The following is a 16,094-nucleotide window of genomic DNA, read 5'->3' as shown; positions in this document are numbered from 1 at the left end:
GGGGTCATGCGCGTTCTGATTATCGAAGACGAGGAAAAAACCGCGGACTACCTGCACCGCGGCCTCACGGAACAGGGCTACACCGTAGACCTGGCCCGCGATGGCGTGGAAGGCCTGCACCTGGCCCTGGAAAGCGACTACGCGGTGATCGTCCTCGACGTCATGCTGCCGGGCCTCGATGGCTTCGGCGTGCTGCGCGCGCTGCGTGCGCGCAAACAAACCCCGGTGATCATGCTCACCGCCCGGGAGCGGGTCGAAGACCGCATCAAGGGCCTGCGCGACGGTGCCGACGATTACCTGGGCAAACCCTTTTCCTTCCTCGAACTGGTGGCGCGCCTGCAAGCCTTGACCCGGCGCAGCGGCGGCCACGAACCGGTGCAGGTGAGCATCGCCGACCTGTGGATAGATTTGATCAGCCGCAAGGCCACCCGCGCCGGCACACGCCTAGACTTGACCGCCAAGGAATTCTCGTTGCTCAGCGTGCTGGCGCGCCGCCAGGGCGAAATCCTCTCGAAAACAGCGATTGCCGAAATGGTCTGGGACATCAATTTCGACAGTGACGCCAACGTCGTCGAAGTCGCGATCAAACGCCTGCGGGCCAAGCTCGACGGGCCGTTCGATGAAAAACTGCTGCACACGATCCGTGGCATGGGTTATGTGCTGGAGAGCCGTGGTGTCCAGTAATTCGATCGCGCTACGCCTGAGCGGGATGTTCACGCTGGTGGCGCTTGTGGTGTTCCTGCTGATCGGCTGGGCGCTGTACCAGCAGGTCGACAAAGGCCTGGGATTGTTGCCCGAAGCCGAACTGGACGCGCGTTACAGCGTGCTCGAATCCACGGTCGGCCGTTACGGCACGCCCGAGCATTGGGTGAAGATCAACAACAAGCTGAAGCTGTTGGGCGAAGAAGACAAGCGCATCAGCTTCTGGATCATCAGCGGCGATCCGCACTACGAATACGGCAACCTGACACCGCAGATCCGCGCCTTCGCGGAGGGCCCGCTGGGCATGCGCGACATGACGCTGCCGGATCAGCCCTACCCGCTGAAAGTGCTGGTCAGCCAGTTCCCGGCCAAGGACCAGCGGCCGCCGTTGCGTTTCATGATCGGCATCGATACCGAGACGTTTTTCCAGACCCAGCATCAGTTGTTGATCGCCCTGATCAGCCTGGCGATTGTCGGCGTGCTGATGGCCTCGGCGCTGGGTTACTGGGTGGCGCGAATCGGCCTCAAGCCCTTGATCAAGTTGTCCCAGGAAGCCCAGCGCCTGGCCCCGCCCTTGCGCTCCGGGCGCTTGCGCATGTCGTCGCTGCCACCGGAACTGAATCAGTTCGTCCATTCGTTCAACTCGACGCTGGAGCGGGTCGAACAGGCTTACTCGCGACTGGAATCGTTCAACGCCGATGTCGCCCACGAATTGCGCTCGCCGCTGACCAACCTGATTGGCCAGACCCAGGTGGCGCTGACCCGGGGGCGCTCGGCGGAGCATTATTTCGAGGTGCTGCAATCAAACCTTGAAGAGCTGGAGCGACTGCGCTCGATCATCAACGACATGCTGTTCCTCGCCAGCGCGGACCAGGGCAGCAAGGCCACCAAACTGACCTCGACGTCCCTGGCCGATGAGGTGGCGACCACCCTGGAATACCTGGACTTCATCCTCGAAGATGCCCAGGTTCAGGTCCAGGTCAGTGGCGATGCCCAGGTGCGAATCGAGATCGCGCACCTGCGTCGGGCGCTGATCAACCTGCTGAGCAACGCGGTGCAGCACACCGAGCCCGGGCAGGTGATCGAGGTGCGGATCGAGGCCGGGGAGCACCAGGTCAGCATCGGCGTCGCCAACCCCGGCTCGCCGATTGCCAACGAGCATTTGTCGCGCCTGTTCGAACGCTTCTATCGCGTCGATGCGTCACGCAGCAACAGCGGCAACAACCACGGATTGGGCCTGGCGATCGTCAAGGCCATCGCACTGATGCATGGCGGGGACGTGTTCGTGCGCAGTGACCACGGCATGAACACCTTCGGCATACACCTGCCTGTCTGACGGGCTAAAAAAACAAAAGATCGCAGCCTTCGGCAGCGCCTACAGTTGGAATGTGTTCCCTGTAGGCGCTGCCGGAGGCTGCGATCTTTGCTTTTTGCGTAACAGTCCTTTCATGAATCCGCTCTTTTTCCCATCGCCCAACATCCTTATCTTTGCCCGCACCAAACAGCACTTGCCAAGCAAGAAGGTTTTAAAGATGTCCAACAGTATGGGTATTGCCAGCGCTTTCGTTTTGTCCTCTTTGTTCGTGTCTTCGTTCGCCATGGCTGAAGAGTCGCAGGCTTTCGTTGCACAAAACGCCGCACGCGCCGCCGCTTACGAAGAACACCAGACCGAGTTGACCGCCAAAGCTCAGCAAGCCACGCAGGCCCCGCAAGCATCGAGCATCCAGGCTCAGCCACAGGCCGAGAAAGACAGCTGATCGACGCGCATCGCTCCAGTTTCCCTCGACACTTTTCAACGGCTCTTCCCTTGAAAAGTTGTCTTCCAAGCCGCTGCTATCAGCGGCTTTTTTTCGTTGTGGCTTTCGACCCGGAAGTTCGCCAGCCCCCCTGCAAAAACATCCCCGAACGACAACAACAGTGACGTTCGCCGTTAACCCAAGGAGCTTGCCCGCACGTGCGTTTTCCCTCGCGCTTCACCCCGTTGTTCATTGCATCCGCCGCAACGATCATCGCCAACGCCCAGGCCGCCGATGATTCGCCCGCTGCAGGATTCGTCGAAGGTTCAAGCCTCAACCTCAACGCCCGCAACTACTACATGAACCGCAACCGGCTGCAGCAGGCTGACGACAACATCGAGTGGGGCCAGGGTTTCCTCGGTGTCTTCGAGTCGGGCTACACCGAGGGCACGGTCGGCTTTGGTATCGATGCCCATGCCGTGCTCGGGCTCAAGCTCGACGGCGGTGGCGGCACCGATAACTCCAGCATTCTCCCGGTCAGCGATGGCAACGGCAAAGCGCCGGGCTCGTTCTCGACGGCAGGCGGCACCCTGAAAATGCGTGCGTTCGATACCGAGCTGAAAGCCGGCGACCTGTTTCTCGCCAACCCGGTGATTGCCGGCGGCGAAACCCGCCTGCTGCCCCAGACCTTTCGCGGGGTCAGCCTGACCAACCACAGCTTCGACGGCGTGATGATCGAAGGCGGCCAGGCCAGCTTCACCAAGCCGTACAACCAGAGCGGCCATACCCGCATCGGCACGTCCTACGGCAGCCTGCCCGAAGGCGAGGACAGCCAGCACCTGAACTGGGCGGGCCTGGCCTGGAACGGCGTGCCGGGACTGACCAGCAGCCTGTATGCCGCCGAATTGAAGGACATCTGGAACCAGTACTACTACGACCTGGATTACGCCTACGCGCTCAACGACCTGATCAGCCTCAACCCCGGCCTGCACGTCTATCACACCCAAGATACCGGCGATGCGCTGCTGGGCAACATCGACAACAACACCTACAGCCTGCATTTCACCGTCGGCGTGGGCCATCACAGCGTTACAGCCGCCTACCAACGGGTTAACGGCAACACCCCGTTCGATTACATCAGCCAGGGCGACAGCATTTTCCTCGACAACTCCCAGCAGTATTCAGACTTCAACGGCCCGAATGAACGTTCGTGGAAACTCAAATACGCCTATGACTTTGCCGGAATGGGCCTGCCCGGCCTGACGTCGGCGATGTCTTACTCGCGGGGCAAACTCGACCTGACCCAGGTCGACCCCGACAGCCCCGGGTACGCAGCGTGGTACAGCGCCGAGGGCAAAGACGCCACGCACTGGGAGCGTGACATTGACCTCAAATACGTGGTCCAGGGCGGTCAAGACAAAGACCTGGCCTTGCGCCTGCAATGGGCGACCAACCGGGGCGGCAACGGCTATGGCGCACTGGACCAGGACACCGATGAATACCGGGTGATCATCGACTACCCGATCAATGTCTTCTGATCGGCCCACCTGAATGCCCAGCTGCTACGGTTATGGAACTACGCTTACCCAGTCATTCCAGCAGACTTCAGCCCCATGACCGTACGCAGTACTCCTTCTGATACAAGCCGTGCCAAAAGGCCCGAGGTTCTGGTAATCCTCGGCAGCAGCCTGACCGTCATTGCGATTCTCTGCATCGTCACCTTTCTGCTGATCCGTGAGCACGCCAACGCCCAACAGGCCGCCACGCGTAGCGCGACCACCGTCGCACAATTGATCGACGCCGATGTGCTGCGCACGGTGGAGCTTTACGACCTGACCCTGCAAGGCCTGATCGGCGCCGCGCAACGGGACGACCTCCAGCAGGTTTCGAAGCAGATCCGCCACCTGGTGCTGTTCGACCGCGCCACCGCCGCGCGCTTCAAGAGTGACGTGCTGTTGCTGGACAAGCACGGCGATGTGCTCGCCGACTCATCGTTGATCGAACCCAAGCCGGGCAACTTCGCTGACCGCGATTATTTCCTCGTGCATGCCTTCAACCGCGACACTGAGATGTTCATCAGCCGGCCGTACAAGGCCCGCTGCGACTGCGCTTACAGCGGTGAATGGCAAATGAGCTTCAGTCGGCGGATTTCCTCAACGACCGGTGAGTTTCTCGGTGTCGCCGTGGCATCGATGCGCCTTGCGTATTTCGATCAATTGTTCAACAGCCTGGACATCGGCACCGGCAACACGCTGGCGATCATCAACGACGACGGCGTTCTGTTGGCACAAAAGCCGTTTCTGAAAGACAGCTCGATCGGCAAAAACTTCGCCGGCCGGCCGAACGTCGAGCGCATGCTGCGTGAGGGCAGCGGCACCTTTGATGGTGTGTCGAGCGTTGACCGCCAGCCTCGCCTGTACACCTTCAGCCGGGTCGGCAACTTGCCGCTGACGGTGATCGTCGCCCTGTCCAGTGACGAAGTATTCGCGACCTGGAAACGCACGGCCATGGTGATCAGCGGTGCAACCGGGGTCTTGTGCCTCGCGTTGCTGTGGCTGACCTGGTTGCTCTGCCGCGAACTGCGTTTGCGCTACAGCGCCGAGCAGGAACTGGCGCAACTGGCCGCCACCGATGCCTTGACCGGGGTAGCCAACCGTCGAACCCTTGACCAGACCCTGCGCCATGAGTGGTTCCGGGCACAACGCTCCGGCAAGCCGATGTCGGTGCTGATGATCGATGCTGATCACTTCAAGGCCTTCAACGACCGCCATGGCCACTTGGCCGGCGATGCAGCCTTGCGCGCCTTGGCCGGGGTCATTCGCGCCAATGTGCATCGCCCCACAGACCTGGTGGCGCGTTATGGCGGCGAGGAGTTTTCGGTGATTCTGGCGGAAACCGACAACGAAGGCGCCCGTCAGATCGCCGAGCGCATCCGTGCGCAGGTGGAGCAATTGCCAGTGATGGCGGGCGATGAACAGCCCATGACGGTCAGCATCGGCATCAGCACCTGGACGACAGCGAGCGATATCAGCCTGGAACAGCTGCTGTTTTCGGCGGACAAGGCGCTGTATCAGGCCAAGGAAGGGGGGCGTAATCGGGTGATTTGTGCCTGATCGGGCATAAAAAAAGGCCACCCGAAGGCAGCCTTTAAAAACTAGAGAGGTTTTTTACTTACACGGCCGCAACAGGACGCATGTAAGAGATCGGTGCAGTGCTGGCGTCTTCGAAAGTCACGACTTCCCAGGCATCTGTCTGCTCAATCAACTTGCGCAGCAGCTGGTTGTTCAATGCATGTCCGGACTTGAAGCCCTTGAACTCACCAATCAGGCTATTGCCCAGCAGGTAGAGGTCACCAATTGCATCGAGGATCTTGTGCTTCACGAATTCGTCTTCATAGCGAAGGCCGTCTTCGTTCAGTACACCATCCGCGTCGACCACAATAGCGTTTTCAACGCTGCCGCCGAGTGCGAGGTTGTGCTTGCGCAGGTACTCGATGTCACTCATGAAACCAAAGGTACGGGCGCGGCTGACTTCTTTTACGAACGAAGTGCTGGAAAAATCCACGCTTGCACTTTGTGTGCGGTCACGGAAAACCGGGTGATCGAAATCGATCTCGAAGCTCACCTTGAAACCTTCGAAAGGCACGAAAGTGGCGCGCTTGTCGCCGTCTTCCACTGTCACTTCCCGCAGGATACGGATGAACTTCTTGGCGGCGTCCTGTTCTTCCAGGCCAGCCGACTGAATCAGAAATACGAAGGGTCCAGCGCTACCATCCATGATCGGGACTTCGGACGCGGAGAGCTCGACGTAGGCGTTATCGATGCCCAGGCCAGCCATGGCCGAGAGCAAGTGCTCAACCGTATCCACCTTGACGTCACCATTGACCAACGTGGTCGACATCGTGGTTTCACCAACGTTTTCCGCGCGGGCAGGGATCTGCACGACCGGATCGAGGTCGGCACGACAAAACACAATGCCGGTGTCGATCGGTGCAGGCTTGAGGGTCAGGTAAACCTTCTCCCCGGAGTGCAGGCCTACACCTGTGGCACGGATAATATTTTTCAGTGTGCGTTGTTTAATCATGGCTTGGGCCGCTTCAGCGCAAATTGCGAACTGGTATCAACAAAGGCTGGCGATGATAGCAGACCACGCCTTTGCTGAACACCAATCACCTTCATAGCCCTGATACATTTCATCAATCGGCCTGACGACGCAGGAATGCCGGGATGTCCAGGTAATCCAGATCATCTTGCGGATTCATCTTCGCGGCAGTCGCAGCACCGGCCTGGGCCTGGTTGCGCATGACGGTCGGACGGTCCAGGTCACGGTAGTTCACCGCTGGAGCTTCCTGACGAACAGGGGCCTGTTGTTGTGGCTGGGAAGCCATCGAGGTGTGAACGGTATTGTCGATGACCTTCACAGGCTTCTCGATTTTAGCGCCCAAACCGGTTGCAACGACAGTCACGTGCAGCTCATCGCGCATGTCCGGATCGATAACGGTACCGACCTTGACCATGGCGTGCTCGGAAGCGAAGGCTTCGATGATGCTACCCACGTCGGAGTACTCACCCAGGGACAGGTCAGGACCGGCGGTGATGTTCACCAGGATGCCGCGTGCGCCTTGCAGGTTCACGTCTTCGAGCAACGGGTTGCGGATGGCCGCTTCAGTGGCCTCGCGTGCACGGTTCGGACCGCTGGCGCAGCCAGTGCCCATCATCGCCATGCCCATTTCGCTCATCACGGTGCGTACGTCGGCAAAGTCGACGTTGATCATGCCCGGACGCTTGATGATGTCGGAGATACCGCGAACGGCACCGGCCAGTACATCGTCCGCCTTGGCGAAAGCCGACAGCAGGCTGGCGTCTTTACCGAGGATGGTCAGCAGCTTCTCGTTGGGAATGGTGATTAGCGAGTCGACGCTTTCCGACAGCAGGCGGATGCCTTCGTCGGCGAGTTGCATGCGCTTGCGACCTTCGAACGGGAACGGACGGGTCACCACCGCAACGGTGAGGATCCCCATTTCCTTGGCCACTTCAGCAATGATAGGGGCCGCACCGGTACCGGTACCGCCGCCCATGCCGGTGGTGATGAACACCATGTTGGTGCCCTGCAGGACTTCGGCAATGCGCTCACGGTCTTCGAGAGCGGCCTGACGACCTACTTCAGGGTTCGCACCGGCACCCAGACCCTTGGTCACGCCGGTGCCGAGTTGCAGGATGGTCCGCGCGCTGATGCTCTTCAGCGCCTGGGCATCAGTGTTGGCGCAGATGAACTCGACGCCTTCAATGTTGCTCTTGACCATGTGATTCACGGCGTTACCGCCGCCACCGCCAACACCGATCACTTTAATAACCGGGCTTGCGGGGATGTTGTCTACGAGTTCGAACATTTTCCCTCTCCTTTACGTTCTCTAGTTTTTTCGCCTACTGCCTGTATCTACAACGGTGTAACGGTGTTGCGGTAAATCTTAGAAATTGCCCTGGACCCAGCTCTTGATGCGATCGAGCAAGGCGCCTTTCGGTTCTTCGTTGCTATAGCTGTCGCGGCTGCCGATGCCCGAGAACGAAATACCGTCCGATTGCTTCTGCAGGCCGTACATCAACAGGCCGACACCGGTGGAATAAATCGGGTTGCGGACCACGTCATCCAGGCCCTTCACGCCATGGGGCACGCCCAGGCGCACCGGCATGTGGAAGATTTCCTCGGCCAGTTCGGTGGCGCCTTCCATCTTCGACGTACCACCGGTCAGCACGATGCCGGCCGGGATCAGGTCTTCGTAGCCGCTGCGGCGCAGCTCGGCCTGGATCAGCGTGAACAGCTCGTCGTAGCGCGGCTCGACCACTTCGGCCAGGGCCTGGCGGGACAGCTCGCGTGGCGGACGATCGCCAACGCTTGGCACCTTGATGGTTTCACCGGCACCGGCCAGCTTGGCCAGGGCGCAGGCGTAGCGAATCTTGATTTCTTCGGCGTACTGGGTCGGGGTGCGCAGCGCCATCGCGATGTCGTTGGTCACCTGGTCGCCCGCAATCGGGATCACCGCGGTGTGACGGATCGCGCCTTCGGTGAAGATCGCGATGTCGGTGGTGCCACCGCCGATGTCCACCAGGCACACGCCCAGTTCTTTTTCGTCGTCGGTCAGCACCGAGTACGCGGACGCCAGTTGTTCGAGAATGATGTCGTCGATTTCCAGGCCGCAGCGACGCACGCATTTTTCAATGTTCTGTGCGGCGTTGACGGCGCAGGTCACCACATGGACCTTGGCTTCCAGGCGCACGCCCGACATGCCCAGAGGCTCGCGAACACCTTCCTGGTTATCGATCACGTAATCCTGCGGCAGGGTGTGCAGCACGCGCTGGTCGGCCGGGATCGCCACGGCCTGGGCAGCGTCGAGCACACGCTCAAGGTCGGCGGAGCTGACTTCGCGATCACGAATCGCCACGATGCCGTGGGAGTTCAGGCTGCGGATGTGATTACCGGCCACGCCGACAAACGCCGAGTGGATGCGGCAGCCCGCCATCAGCTGCGCTTCTTCGATCGCGCGCTGGATCGACTGCACGGTGGACTCGATGTTCACCACCACGCCTTTCTTCAGGCCACGGGACGGATGGGTACCGATCCCGACGATTTCCAGCGTGCCGTCGTCCGCCACTTCGCCTACCAGCGCCACCACCTTGGAGGTGCCGATATCGAGACCGACGATCATTTTGCCGCTTTGCACGTTTGCCATGGGGTCCTGCCTCTCTTAATTCTTCGCGACAGCGGGTTGGGCTGTCGTAGGCGCTACAGGTTCCCGCCAGCCAACAGCGAGGCCGTTGGCGTAGCGCAGATCGATGCGCGCAATGTTCGTAATCTGTTCTTTGAGCGTCTTGTCATAGATGGCAATGAAGCGGCGCATCTTTTCCACCAGGTTGCCGCGTCCCAGCAACAGTTCGATTCCAGGGCCCGCACTGCCGGGGCCAGTGGTCAGGAACCAGCTGCCTCGTTCACGCAATTCCAGGCGTGCGATCGAGAAGCCCAGCGGCCTGAGCATCTGGCTCAGTACCTGGTATTGCTGCATCACTTGCTGCTGAGCCCGCTGTGGACCGAACAACTGCGGCAGGTGTTCGTAATTGGCCAGCTCACGCGGCGTGAACGCCTGGCCCTGGTTGTTCAACAGCGACTCATCGCCCCAGCGAGCCACCGGCAGTTGTTCTTCCAGGCGGATCACCACTTGATCCGGCCACACCCGCCGCACTTCGGCGTGGGCGATCCATGGCATCTGTTCCAGCTCGGTGCGCATGCTTGCCAGGTCGATGGTGAAGAAGCTCGACGCCACGTACGGGGCGATCCGCTGCTGCACCGCTTGCTGGCTGATGTAGCTCAGGTCGCCCTGCACGTTGATCCGGGTGATCGGCCGATCGGCGTACGGCATCAATCGCTGCGCGCCTTCATAAGTACCGAACCCCAGTGCCACCAACAGCACTGGCCAGAACAGGCTTTTCAGAAAGCCGAAATTGGCTTTCGGCAGGCGCGCGGACATCGGCTCTTTGGCCACCATTCGGCTGGCACCCCGCGGCACCGGCTTGCGGCCGGTGGGTGCGGGGGGCTGATGTCTCAGCTGTGCGCCTTGCATGGTCTTAACCTCTTGGCTCTTCGTTGCCAGCTACGCTCGCCGCCAGAATGGCCAGAACCAGCTGCTGGAAATCCAGGCCGGCGGCACGGGCCGCCATGGGAACCAGACTGTGATCGGTCATGCCCGGTGCGGTGTTGACCTCCAGGAACCAGAACTGCCCGTCGGCGTCCTGCATCACGTCCGCCCTGCCCCAGCCCGCAATACCCAGCGCCTCACAGGCCTTGGCCGTGAGGTCCATCAGTTCCTTTTCCTTGTCGCTGTCCAGTCCGCACGGAATGCGGTACTGGGTATCGTTGGCGATGTACTTGGCGTCGTAGTCGTAGAAGCTGTGCGTCGTGCCCAGGGCAATCGGTGGCAACACCTGGTCACGCAGGGTGGCGATGGTGAACTCCGGACCTTGAATCCATTGCTCGACCAACACTTGCGAATCGTAGGTACTGGCCGCTTTCCAGGCGTCGATCAACTCCGACGCGGACGTCACTTTGGCCATACCGATACTTGAACCTTCATGGGCCGGTTTGACGATCAAAGGGAAGCCCAGTTCCGCAGCAGCGCAAATACAGTCGGCCTCGCTGCTCAGCACGGCGTGGCGTGGTGTCGGAATGCCCAGGCTGTGCCAGACCTGCTTGGTGCGCAGCTTGTCCATGGCCAGTGCCGAGGCGAGGATGCCGCTGCCGGTGTAGGGAATGCCCAGGCATTCGAGCAAGCCCTGCATGCTGCCGTCTTCCCCGCCACGACCGTGGAGGATGATGAAGGCCCGGTCGATTTTTTCGTTCAGCAGACGCTGCAGGAGGTCATCGCCGACGTCGAGACCGAACGCGTCCACACCCGCGCTTTGCAGTGCATCGAGAACGGCGTTGCCCGACTTCAGTGACACTTCGCGCTCGGCACTCTTGCCACCGAACAGCACGGCGACACGACCGAAATCTTTCGGCGCGAGGGTGGAGACGAGGTTGGCGTAGGCAGCAGTCATTTCAACTTCCCCTCGACCGGCGCAGCCACGGCGCCGGCGAACAACTCACTTTTCAACAATTTTGGCGCGAGGCCGCCGATGTCGCCGGCGCCCTGGCACAGCAGGATGTCGCCGGCGCGCAGCAATGGCTTGACCAGCGGCGCGAGGTCGACACCGCGCTCGATGTAGATCGGGTCGAGCTGACCGCGCTGGCGGATGCTGTTGCACAGCTTGCGGCTGTCGGCCCCCGGGATCGGTTCTTCGCCCGCCGGATAGACTTCCATCAGCAGCAGCACGTTGGCGTCGGCCAGCACATTGACGAAGTCGTCGTACAGGTCGCGGGTGCGGCTGTAGCGATGCGGCTGGTAGACCATCACCAGCCGGCGCTCCGGCCAGCCACCGCGCACGGCCTTGATCACCGCCGCGACTTCGGTCGGGTGGTGGCCGTAGTCATCCACCAGCATCACGTTGCCGCCGTCCACCGGCAGTTCGCCGTAGACCTGGAAACGTCGGCCGACGCCCTGGAACCCGGACAGGCCCTGGACAATGGCTTCATCGCTGACGCCTTCGTCGCTGGCGATGCAAATGGTCGCCAGGGAGTTGAGAACGTTGTGGTTGCCCGGCATGTTCACCGAGACATCCAGAGGTTCGCGATCCGGGCGCAGCACGGTGAAGAAGGTCTGCATGCCCTGCTGGCGCACATTGATAGCGCGCACGTCGCAGTCTTCGCCGAAGCCGTAGGTGACCGTCGGGCGCTTGACCTGCGGGAGGATTTCACGCACTACCGGATCATCGAGGCAAACCACGGCCAGGCCATAAAACGGCAGGTTGTGGAGGAACTCGACGAAGGTTTTCTTCAGTTTGTTGAAGTCGCCGTCGTAGGTCGCCATGTGATCGGCGTCGATGTTGGTGACCACGGCCACCAGCGGCTGCAGGTGCAGGAAACTCGCGTCGCTTTCATCGGCTTCAGCGATCAGGTAGCGGCTGGTGCCGAGCTGGGCGTTGGTGCCCGCGGCGTTCAGACGACCACCGATGACAAAGGTCGGATCCAGGCCACCCGCGGCGAACACCGAAGCGATCAGGCTGGTGGTGGTGGTTTTGCCATGGGTACCGGCGACGGCAATGCCGTGGCGATAGCGCATCAGCTCAGCCAGCATTTCTGCACGCGGCACCACGGGAATACGGCGTTCCAGCGCGTTGGCCACTTCCGGGTTTGACGTATTGACGGCGCTCGACACCACCAGCACGTCGGCGGCAGCGGCGTTTTCGGCGCGGTGGCCGATGAAAATCTGCGCACCGAAGGACTCCAGGCGCTCGGTCACCGGCGATGCCTTCAGGTCGGAACCGGACACGTCATAGCCCAGGTTCAACAACACTTCGGCAATCCCGCACATGCCCACACCGCCGATACCGACGAAGTGGATGCGACGGATGCGACGCATTTCCGGTTGTGGCATGGCTTTTTGATTCTCAACCATGGGCCACCTCCAGGCAGGTATCGACCACGTTACGGGTGGCATCGGGTTTGGCCAGGCGGCGGGCCGCAGTGGCCATATCGTTTAGTCGTTGCGGTTGCATCAGGACCTCTGTCAGGCGAGCGGCAAGGTCCGCTGCGCCAGTCGTTCTTTGCGGCATCAGGAAGGCAGCGCCTTCACGGGCCAAATAATCGGCGTTGCGGGTCTGGTGATCGTCGATCGCGTGGGGCAAAGGCACCAGCATCGAGGGCAGACCGGCGGCAGCCAGTTCACTGATGGTCAGCGCGCCTGCGCGGCACACCACCAGGTCGGCCCAGCCATAGGCTTGGGCCATGTCTTTGATGAAAGGCTGCACTTGCGCCTCGACGCCAGCCGCGCGATAGCGCTCTGCAGTCACTTCATCGTGGTTTTTGCCAGCCTGGTGGAACACGTCCGGACGTAAGTCGGTGGCGACTTGCGACAGAGCTTCAGGCAGCAACTTGTTCAACGGCTCTGCGCCCAGGCTTCCGCCCAGGATCAGCAAACGCGCCTTGCGACCGCCCAGGGCGGGTCGCGGTGTTTCGAGGAACAGCTCGGTGCGCACCGGGTTACCGGTGGTCCGCCGGCTGCTCGACAGGGTAAAGGTGTCGGGGAACGCTTCACAGACTCGGGCGGCCAACGGCACGAGCAACCGATTGGCGGTACCGGCCACGGCGTTCTGCTCATGAACGATCACCGGCACGCCGGCCAGTTTGGCGGCAACACCGCCAGGACCGGTCACATAACCACCAAAGCCGACCACGCAGACCGGCTGCAACCGGCGAATGATCGCCCGCGCCTGCCAGACCGACTTGAGCAACATGAACGGCGCCTTGAGCAGGGATAATTTGCCCTTGCCGCGCAGGCCGCTGGCGTTGATCCGGTGCAGTTCGATACCGGCCGCCGGGACCAGTTCATTTTCGATGCCCCGTGGCGTGCCGAGCCAGTGCACGGTGTAGCCGCGGGCCTGGAACTCACGGGCGCAGGCCAGTGCCGGGAAGACGTGGCCACCGGTGCCGCCGGCCATGATCAAAACGTTAGCGCCCATGATTTGGCTCCTCGGCGAAGTCACTCTCATGGAACTCCATCTCTTCACTGCCCAGGTGGGTTCGACTCTCCCATTCGATGCGCAGCAACAAGCCGAGACAGGCGCAACAGATCACCAGCGAGCTACCGCCATAGCTGAGGAACGGCAGCGTCAGACCCTTGGTCGGCAGCAGGCCGACGTTCACCCCGATGTTAATCAGGAACTGACCGATCCACAGGAACGACAAGCCGTACGCCACGTACGCGGCAAAAAACTGCTTGGCCTTCTCGGCCCACAGACCGATATACATGCCACGAATACAGACAAAGACGAACAGCGCGACCGTGCACAGCGAACCCACGGCGCCCAGCTCTTCAGCCAGTACCGAGAACACGAAGTCGGTGTGGGCTTCCGGCAGGTAGAACTGTTTCTGCACGCTGTTGCCCAGGCCCACGCCCAGCCATTCGCCACGACCAAAGGCGATCAAGGCCTGGGACAACTGATAACCGGCACCGAACTGGTCTGCCCACGGGTCGGCGAAGTTGGTCAGTCGCGCCATCCGATAGGGCTGCATCTGGATCAGCAACACCACGGCACCCACCGCCAGCACGACCATCAGGGAGAATCGGAACAAACCCACTCCCCCGAGGAACAGCATGGCGGCAGCCGCCCCCATCATCACGACGGTGGCGCCGAAGTCCGGCTCCATCAGCAACAGACCCGCCATTGGCAGCAGTACAATGAACGGCTTGAAAAAGCCCATCCAGCTTTCACGCACTTCTTTCTGGCGACGCACCAGGTAACCGGCGAGGTAGATCACCACGAACACCTTGGCGATCTCGGAAGGCTGGACGTTGAAGAAACTGAAGCCGATCCAGCGCATCGAGCCGTTCACCTCGCGGCCGATCCCCGGGATGATCACCATCACCAACAGGCCGAACGCACCGATCAGCATCAGCCAGCCCAGGCGTTGCCAGGTGGCGATCGGAATCATCATGGTGACGATGCAGGCACCCAGGCCCAGCACCACGTAGATCAGGTGGCGAATCATGTAGTACAGGGGACTGCCCGATTGCACTGCCGCTACTTCGGTCGATGCCGAAGCGATCATGATCAGCCCCAGGCCGAGCAGCGACAGGCAACCGACGAGCATCGGGAAGTCGAGGTCGATCCCGCGCCCGGTAATGAGCGGCGATGGATAGGGCTTGATGATATTTTTCAGACTCATGCCAGATCCTCCACGGCGCGGACGAACTGGTGACCACGGTCTTCGTAGTTCTTGAACATGTCGAAGCTGGCGCAAGCGGGCGACAACAGCACTACATCACCCGCCTGGGCAGTGGCGCGGCACTGTTCCACGGCTTCGACCAGCGAACCGACGCGAATCAGTGGCACGGCATCGCCGATGGCCTCGCCGATCTTGTCGGAATCCCGGCCCATCAGAATGACGGCACGGCAGTTGGCCGCGACGGGATCGCGCAGGTCCTTGAACTCGGCCCCCTTGCCGTCGCCACCGGCGATCAGCACGACCTTGCCGTCGATGTCCGCACCCAGGCCTTCGATAGCGGCCAGGGCAGCACCGACGTTGGTGGCCTTGGAATCGTTGTAATAGCCCACGCCATCCAGGTCACGGACCCACTGGCAGCGGTGCTCGAGCCCGGCGAACGTGCGCAGGGCCGACAGCATGGCGTCGAACGGCAGGCCGACGGCGTGGCCCAGCGCCAAGGCCGCCAGGGCGTTGGACTGGTTGTGGGCGCCGCGAACCTTCAGCTCGCGCACCGGCATCAGGTTCTGGAATTCGAAGGCCAGGTACTTCTCGCCGCCTTCTTCGCGCAGACCGAAAGCCTTGAAATCCGGTTTGTTCAGGCCGAAGGTCCAGCATGGCTGGCCCTCGCCCATCAGCGGACGGCTCAGGGCATCCTGGCGGTTGACCACGAATTGCTTCGCGCCCCGGAAGATCCGGTGCTTGGCCAGATGGTAGGCCGGCAGGCCGCTGTAGCGGTCCATGTGGTCTTCGCTGATGTTGAGCACGGTCGCCACTTCAGCGTTGAGCTGGTCGGTGGTTTCGAGCTGGAAGCTCGACAGTTCCATCACGTACAGCTCGACGTTGTCGCTGAGCAGGTCCAGCGCGGGCGTGCCGAGATTGCCGCCCACCGCGACACGCTTGCCGGCCGCCGCCGCCATTTCGCCGACCAGGGTGGTCACGGTGCTTTTCGCGTTGGAACCGCTGATGGCCACGATCGGCGCCTTCGCGTTACGCGCGAACAGCTCGATGTCGCCGGACAGCTTCACGCCACGGGCAGCGGCAGCCTGCAGGGCCGGGGTCGCCAACGCCAGGCCGGGGCTCACGTAGAGCTCGTCGGCGCGGCACAGGAATTCGACGTCCAGCTCGCCACAACGCACTTCCACGTGCGGATAGTCACGCTTGAGCGTGGCCAGTTCCGGTGGATTTTCCCGCGTGTCGGCGACGGCAAACGACGTGCCCCGGTTCGCCAGGAAGCGAACCAGGGACATGCCGCTCTTGCCGAGGCCGACAACGATGCGGAAGTGGTCAGAAGCGATCAGAGACACT

The 16,094-nt window shown here is 61.5% G+C and carries 14 protein-coding genes; 5 read left to right on the top strand and 9 right to left on the bottom strand.

All coding sequences use genetic code 11. The annotated features are described in order from the left end of the window. Nucleotides 1-6 precede the first annotated feature (6 nt). The 5 genes from F8N66_RS22015 to F8N66_RS21995 all read left to right on the top strand — a co-directional run bounded on the left by F8N66_RS22015 (nucleotide 7) and on the right by F8N66_RS21995 (nucleotide 5,551). The gene (locus tag F8N66_RS22015) at nucleotides 7-684 is read left to right on the top strand and encodes a heavy metal response regulator transcription factor (RefSeq protein WP_007916978.1); all 678 of its coding nucleotides are present in this window, start codon (nucleotides 7-9) and stop codon (nucleotides 682-684) included. After that, nucleotides 674-2,038 carry a heavy metal sensor histidine kinase gene (locus F8N66_RS22010; RefSeq protein WP_150772186.1) on the top strand — a complete coding sequence of 455 codons (1,365 nt, stop codon included), beginning with the start codon at nucleotides 674-676 and terminating at the stop codon, nucleotides 2,036-2,038. Before F8N66_RS22015 ends, F8N66_RS22010 begins: the two co-directional genes overlap by 11 nt. Before the next feature lie 196 nt (nucleotides 2,039-2,234). Further along, nucleotides 2,235-2,459: a hypothetical protein gene (locus F8N66_RS22005; protein ID WP_150772471.1), complete on the top strand. Its 225-nt coding sequence runs from the start codon at nucleotides 2,235-2,237 to the stop codon at nucleotides 2,457-2,459. 197 nt (nucleotides 2,460-2,656) lie between these two features. Next, nucleotides 2,657-3,976, top strand: coding sequence for an OprD family porin (locus tag F8N66_RS22000; RefSeq protein WP_150772185.1), 1,320 nt, complete (start codon nucleotides 2,657-2,659; stop codon nucleotides 3,974-3,976). 75 nt (nucleotides 3,977-4,051) lie between these two features. Further along, nucleotides 4,052-5,551: a sensor domain-containing diguanylate cyclase gene (locus F8N66_RS21995; RefSeq protein WP_150772184.1), complete on the top strand. Its 1,500-nt coding sequence runs from the start codon at nucleotides 4,052-4,054 to the stop codon at nucleotides 5,549-5,551. A 58-nt stretch (nucleotides 5,552-5,609) separates the two neighbouring features. Here the strand turns inward: F8N66_RS21995 and lpxC are convergent, their stop codons facing one another. The 9 genes from lpxC to murD all read right to left on the bottom strand — a co-directional run bounded on the left by lpxC (nucleotide 5,610) and on the right by murD (nucleotide 16,093). Further along, the gene (lpxC, locus tag F8N66_RS21990; RefSeq protein WP_008060300.1) at nucleotides 5,610-6,521 is read right to left on the bottom strand and encodes a UDP-3-O-acyl-N-acetylglucosamine deacetylase; all 912 of its coding nucleotides are present in this window, start codon (nucleotides 6,519-6,521) and stop codon (nucleotides 5,610-5,612) included. 112 nt (nucleotides 6,522-6,633) lie between these two features. Beyond that, the gene (gene ftsZ, locus F8N66_RS21985) at nucleotides 6,634-7,827 is read right to left on the bottom strand and encodes a cell division protein FtsZ (protein ID WP_150772183.1); all 1,194 of its coding nucleotides are present in this window, start codon (nucleotides 7,825-7,827) and stop codon (nucleotides 6,634-6,636) included. 78 nt (nucleotides 7,828-7,905) lie between these two features. After that, on the bottom strand, nucleotides 7,906-9,165 hold the full coding sequence (gene ftsA, locus F8N66_RS21980) for a cell division protein FtsA (protein WP_047532946.1): 1,260 nt from the start codon (nucleotides 9,163-9,165) through the stop codon (nucleotides 7,906-7,908). Between the two features lie 15 nt (nucleotides 9,166-9,180). Then, the gene (locus tag F8N66_RS21975; RefSeq protein WP_150772182.1) at nucleotides 9,181-10,050 is read right to left on the bottom strand and encodes a cell division protein FtsQ/DivIB; all 870 of its coding nucleotides are present in this window, start codon (nucleotides 10,048-10,050) and stop codon (nucleotides 9,181-9,183) included. Nucleotides 10,051-10,054: 4 nt separating this feature from the next. Beyond that, entirely contained in the window at nucleotides 10,055-11,023 is a 969-nt protein-coding gene (locus F8N66_RS21970; protein ID WP_150772181.1) for a D-alanine--D-alanine ligase, read from the bottom strand. Next, nucleotides 11,020-12,480: a UDP-N-acetylmuramate--L-alanine ligase gene (gene murC, locus F8N66_RS21965; RefSeq protein WP_150772180.1), complete on the bottom strand. Its 1,461-nt coding sequence runs from the start codon at nucleotides 12,478-12,480 to the stop codon at nucleotides 11,020-11,022. The genes F8N66_RS21970 and murC overlap by 4 nt, the downstream gene beginning before the upstream one ends. Then, entirely contained in the window at nucleotides 12,473-13,543 is a 1,071-nt protein-coding gene (gene murG / locus F8N66_RS21960) for an undecaprenyldiphospho-muramoylpentapeptide beta-N-acetylglucosaminyltransferase (RefSeq protein ID WP_150772179.1), read from the bottom strand. Before murG ends, murC begins: the two co-directional genes overlap by 8 nt. Further along, nucleotides 13,533-14,750, bottom strand: a complete 1,218-nt coding sequence (gene ftsW / locus F8N66_RS21955) for a putative lipid II flippase FtsW (RefSeq protein WP_150772178.1) — start codon at nucleotides 14,748-14,750, stop codon at nucleotides 13,533-13,535. Before ftsW ends, murG begins: the two co-directional genes overlap by 11 nt. Continuing rightward, nucleotides 14,747-16,093, bottom strand: a complete 1,347-nt coding sequence (gene murD / locus F8N66_RS21950; protein ID WP_150772177.1) for a UDP-N-acetylmuramoyl-L-alanine--D-glutamate ligase — start codon at nucleotides 16,091-16,093, stop codon at nucleotides 14,747-14,749. Before murD ends, ftsW begins: the two co-directional genes overlap by 4 nt. Between the last annotated feature and the right edge of the window lies 1 nt (nucleotide 16,094).

The organism is Pseudomonas fluorescens (assembly GCF_902498195.1).
Taxonomy (GTDB): Bacteria; Pseudomonadota; Gammaproteobacteria; order Pseudomonadales; family Pseudomonadaceae; genus Aquipseudomonas; species Aquipseudomonas fluorescens_BU.
Note: the sequence above shows the minus strand (reverse complement) of the source record. Positions and strands in the feature narration are given on the sequence as shown.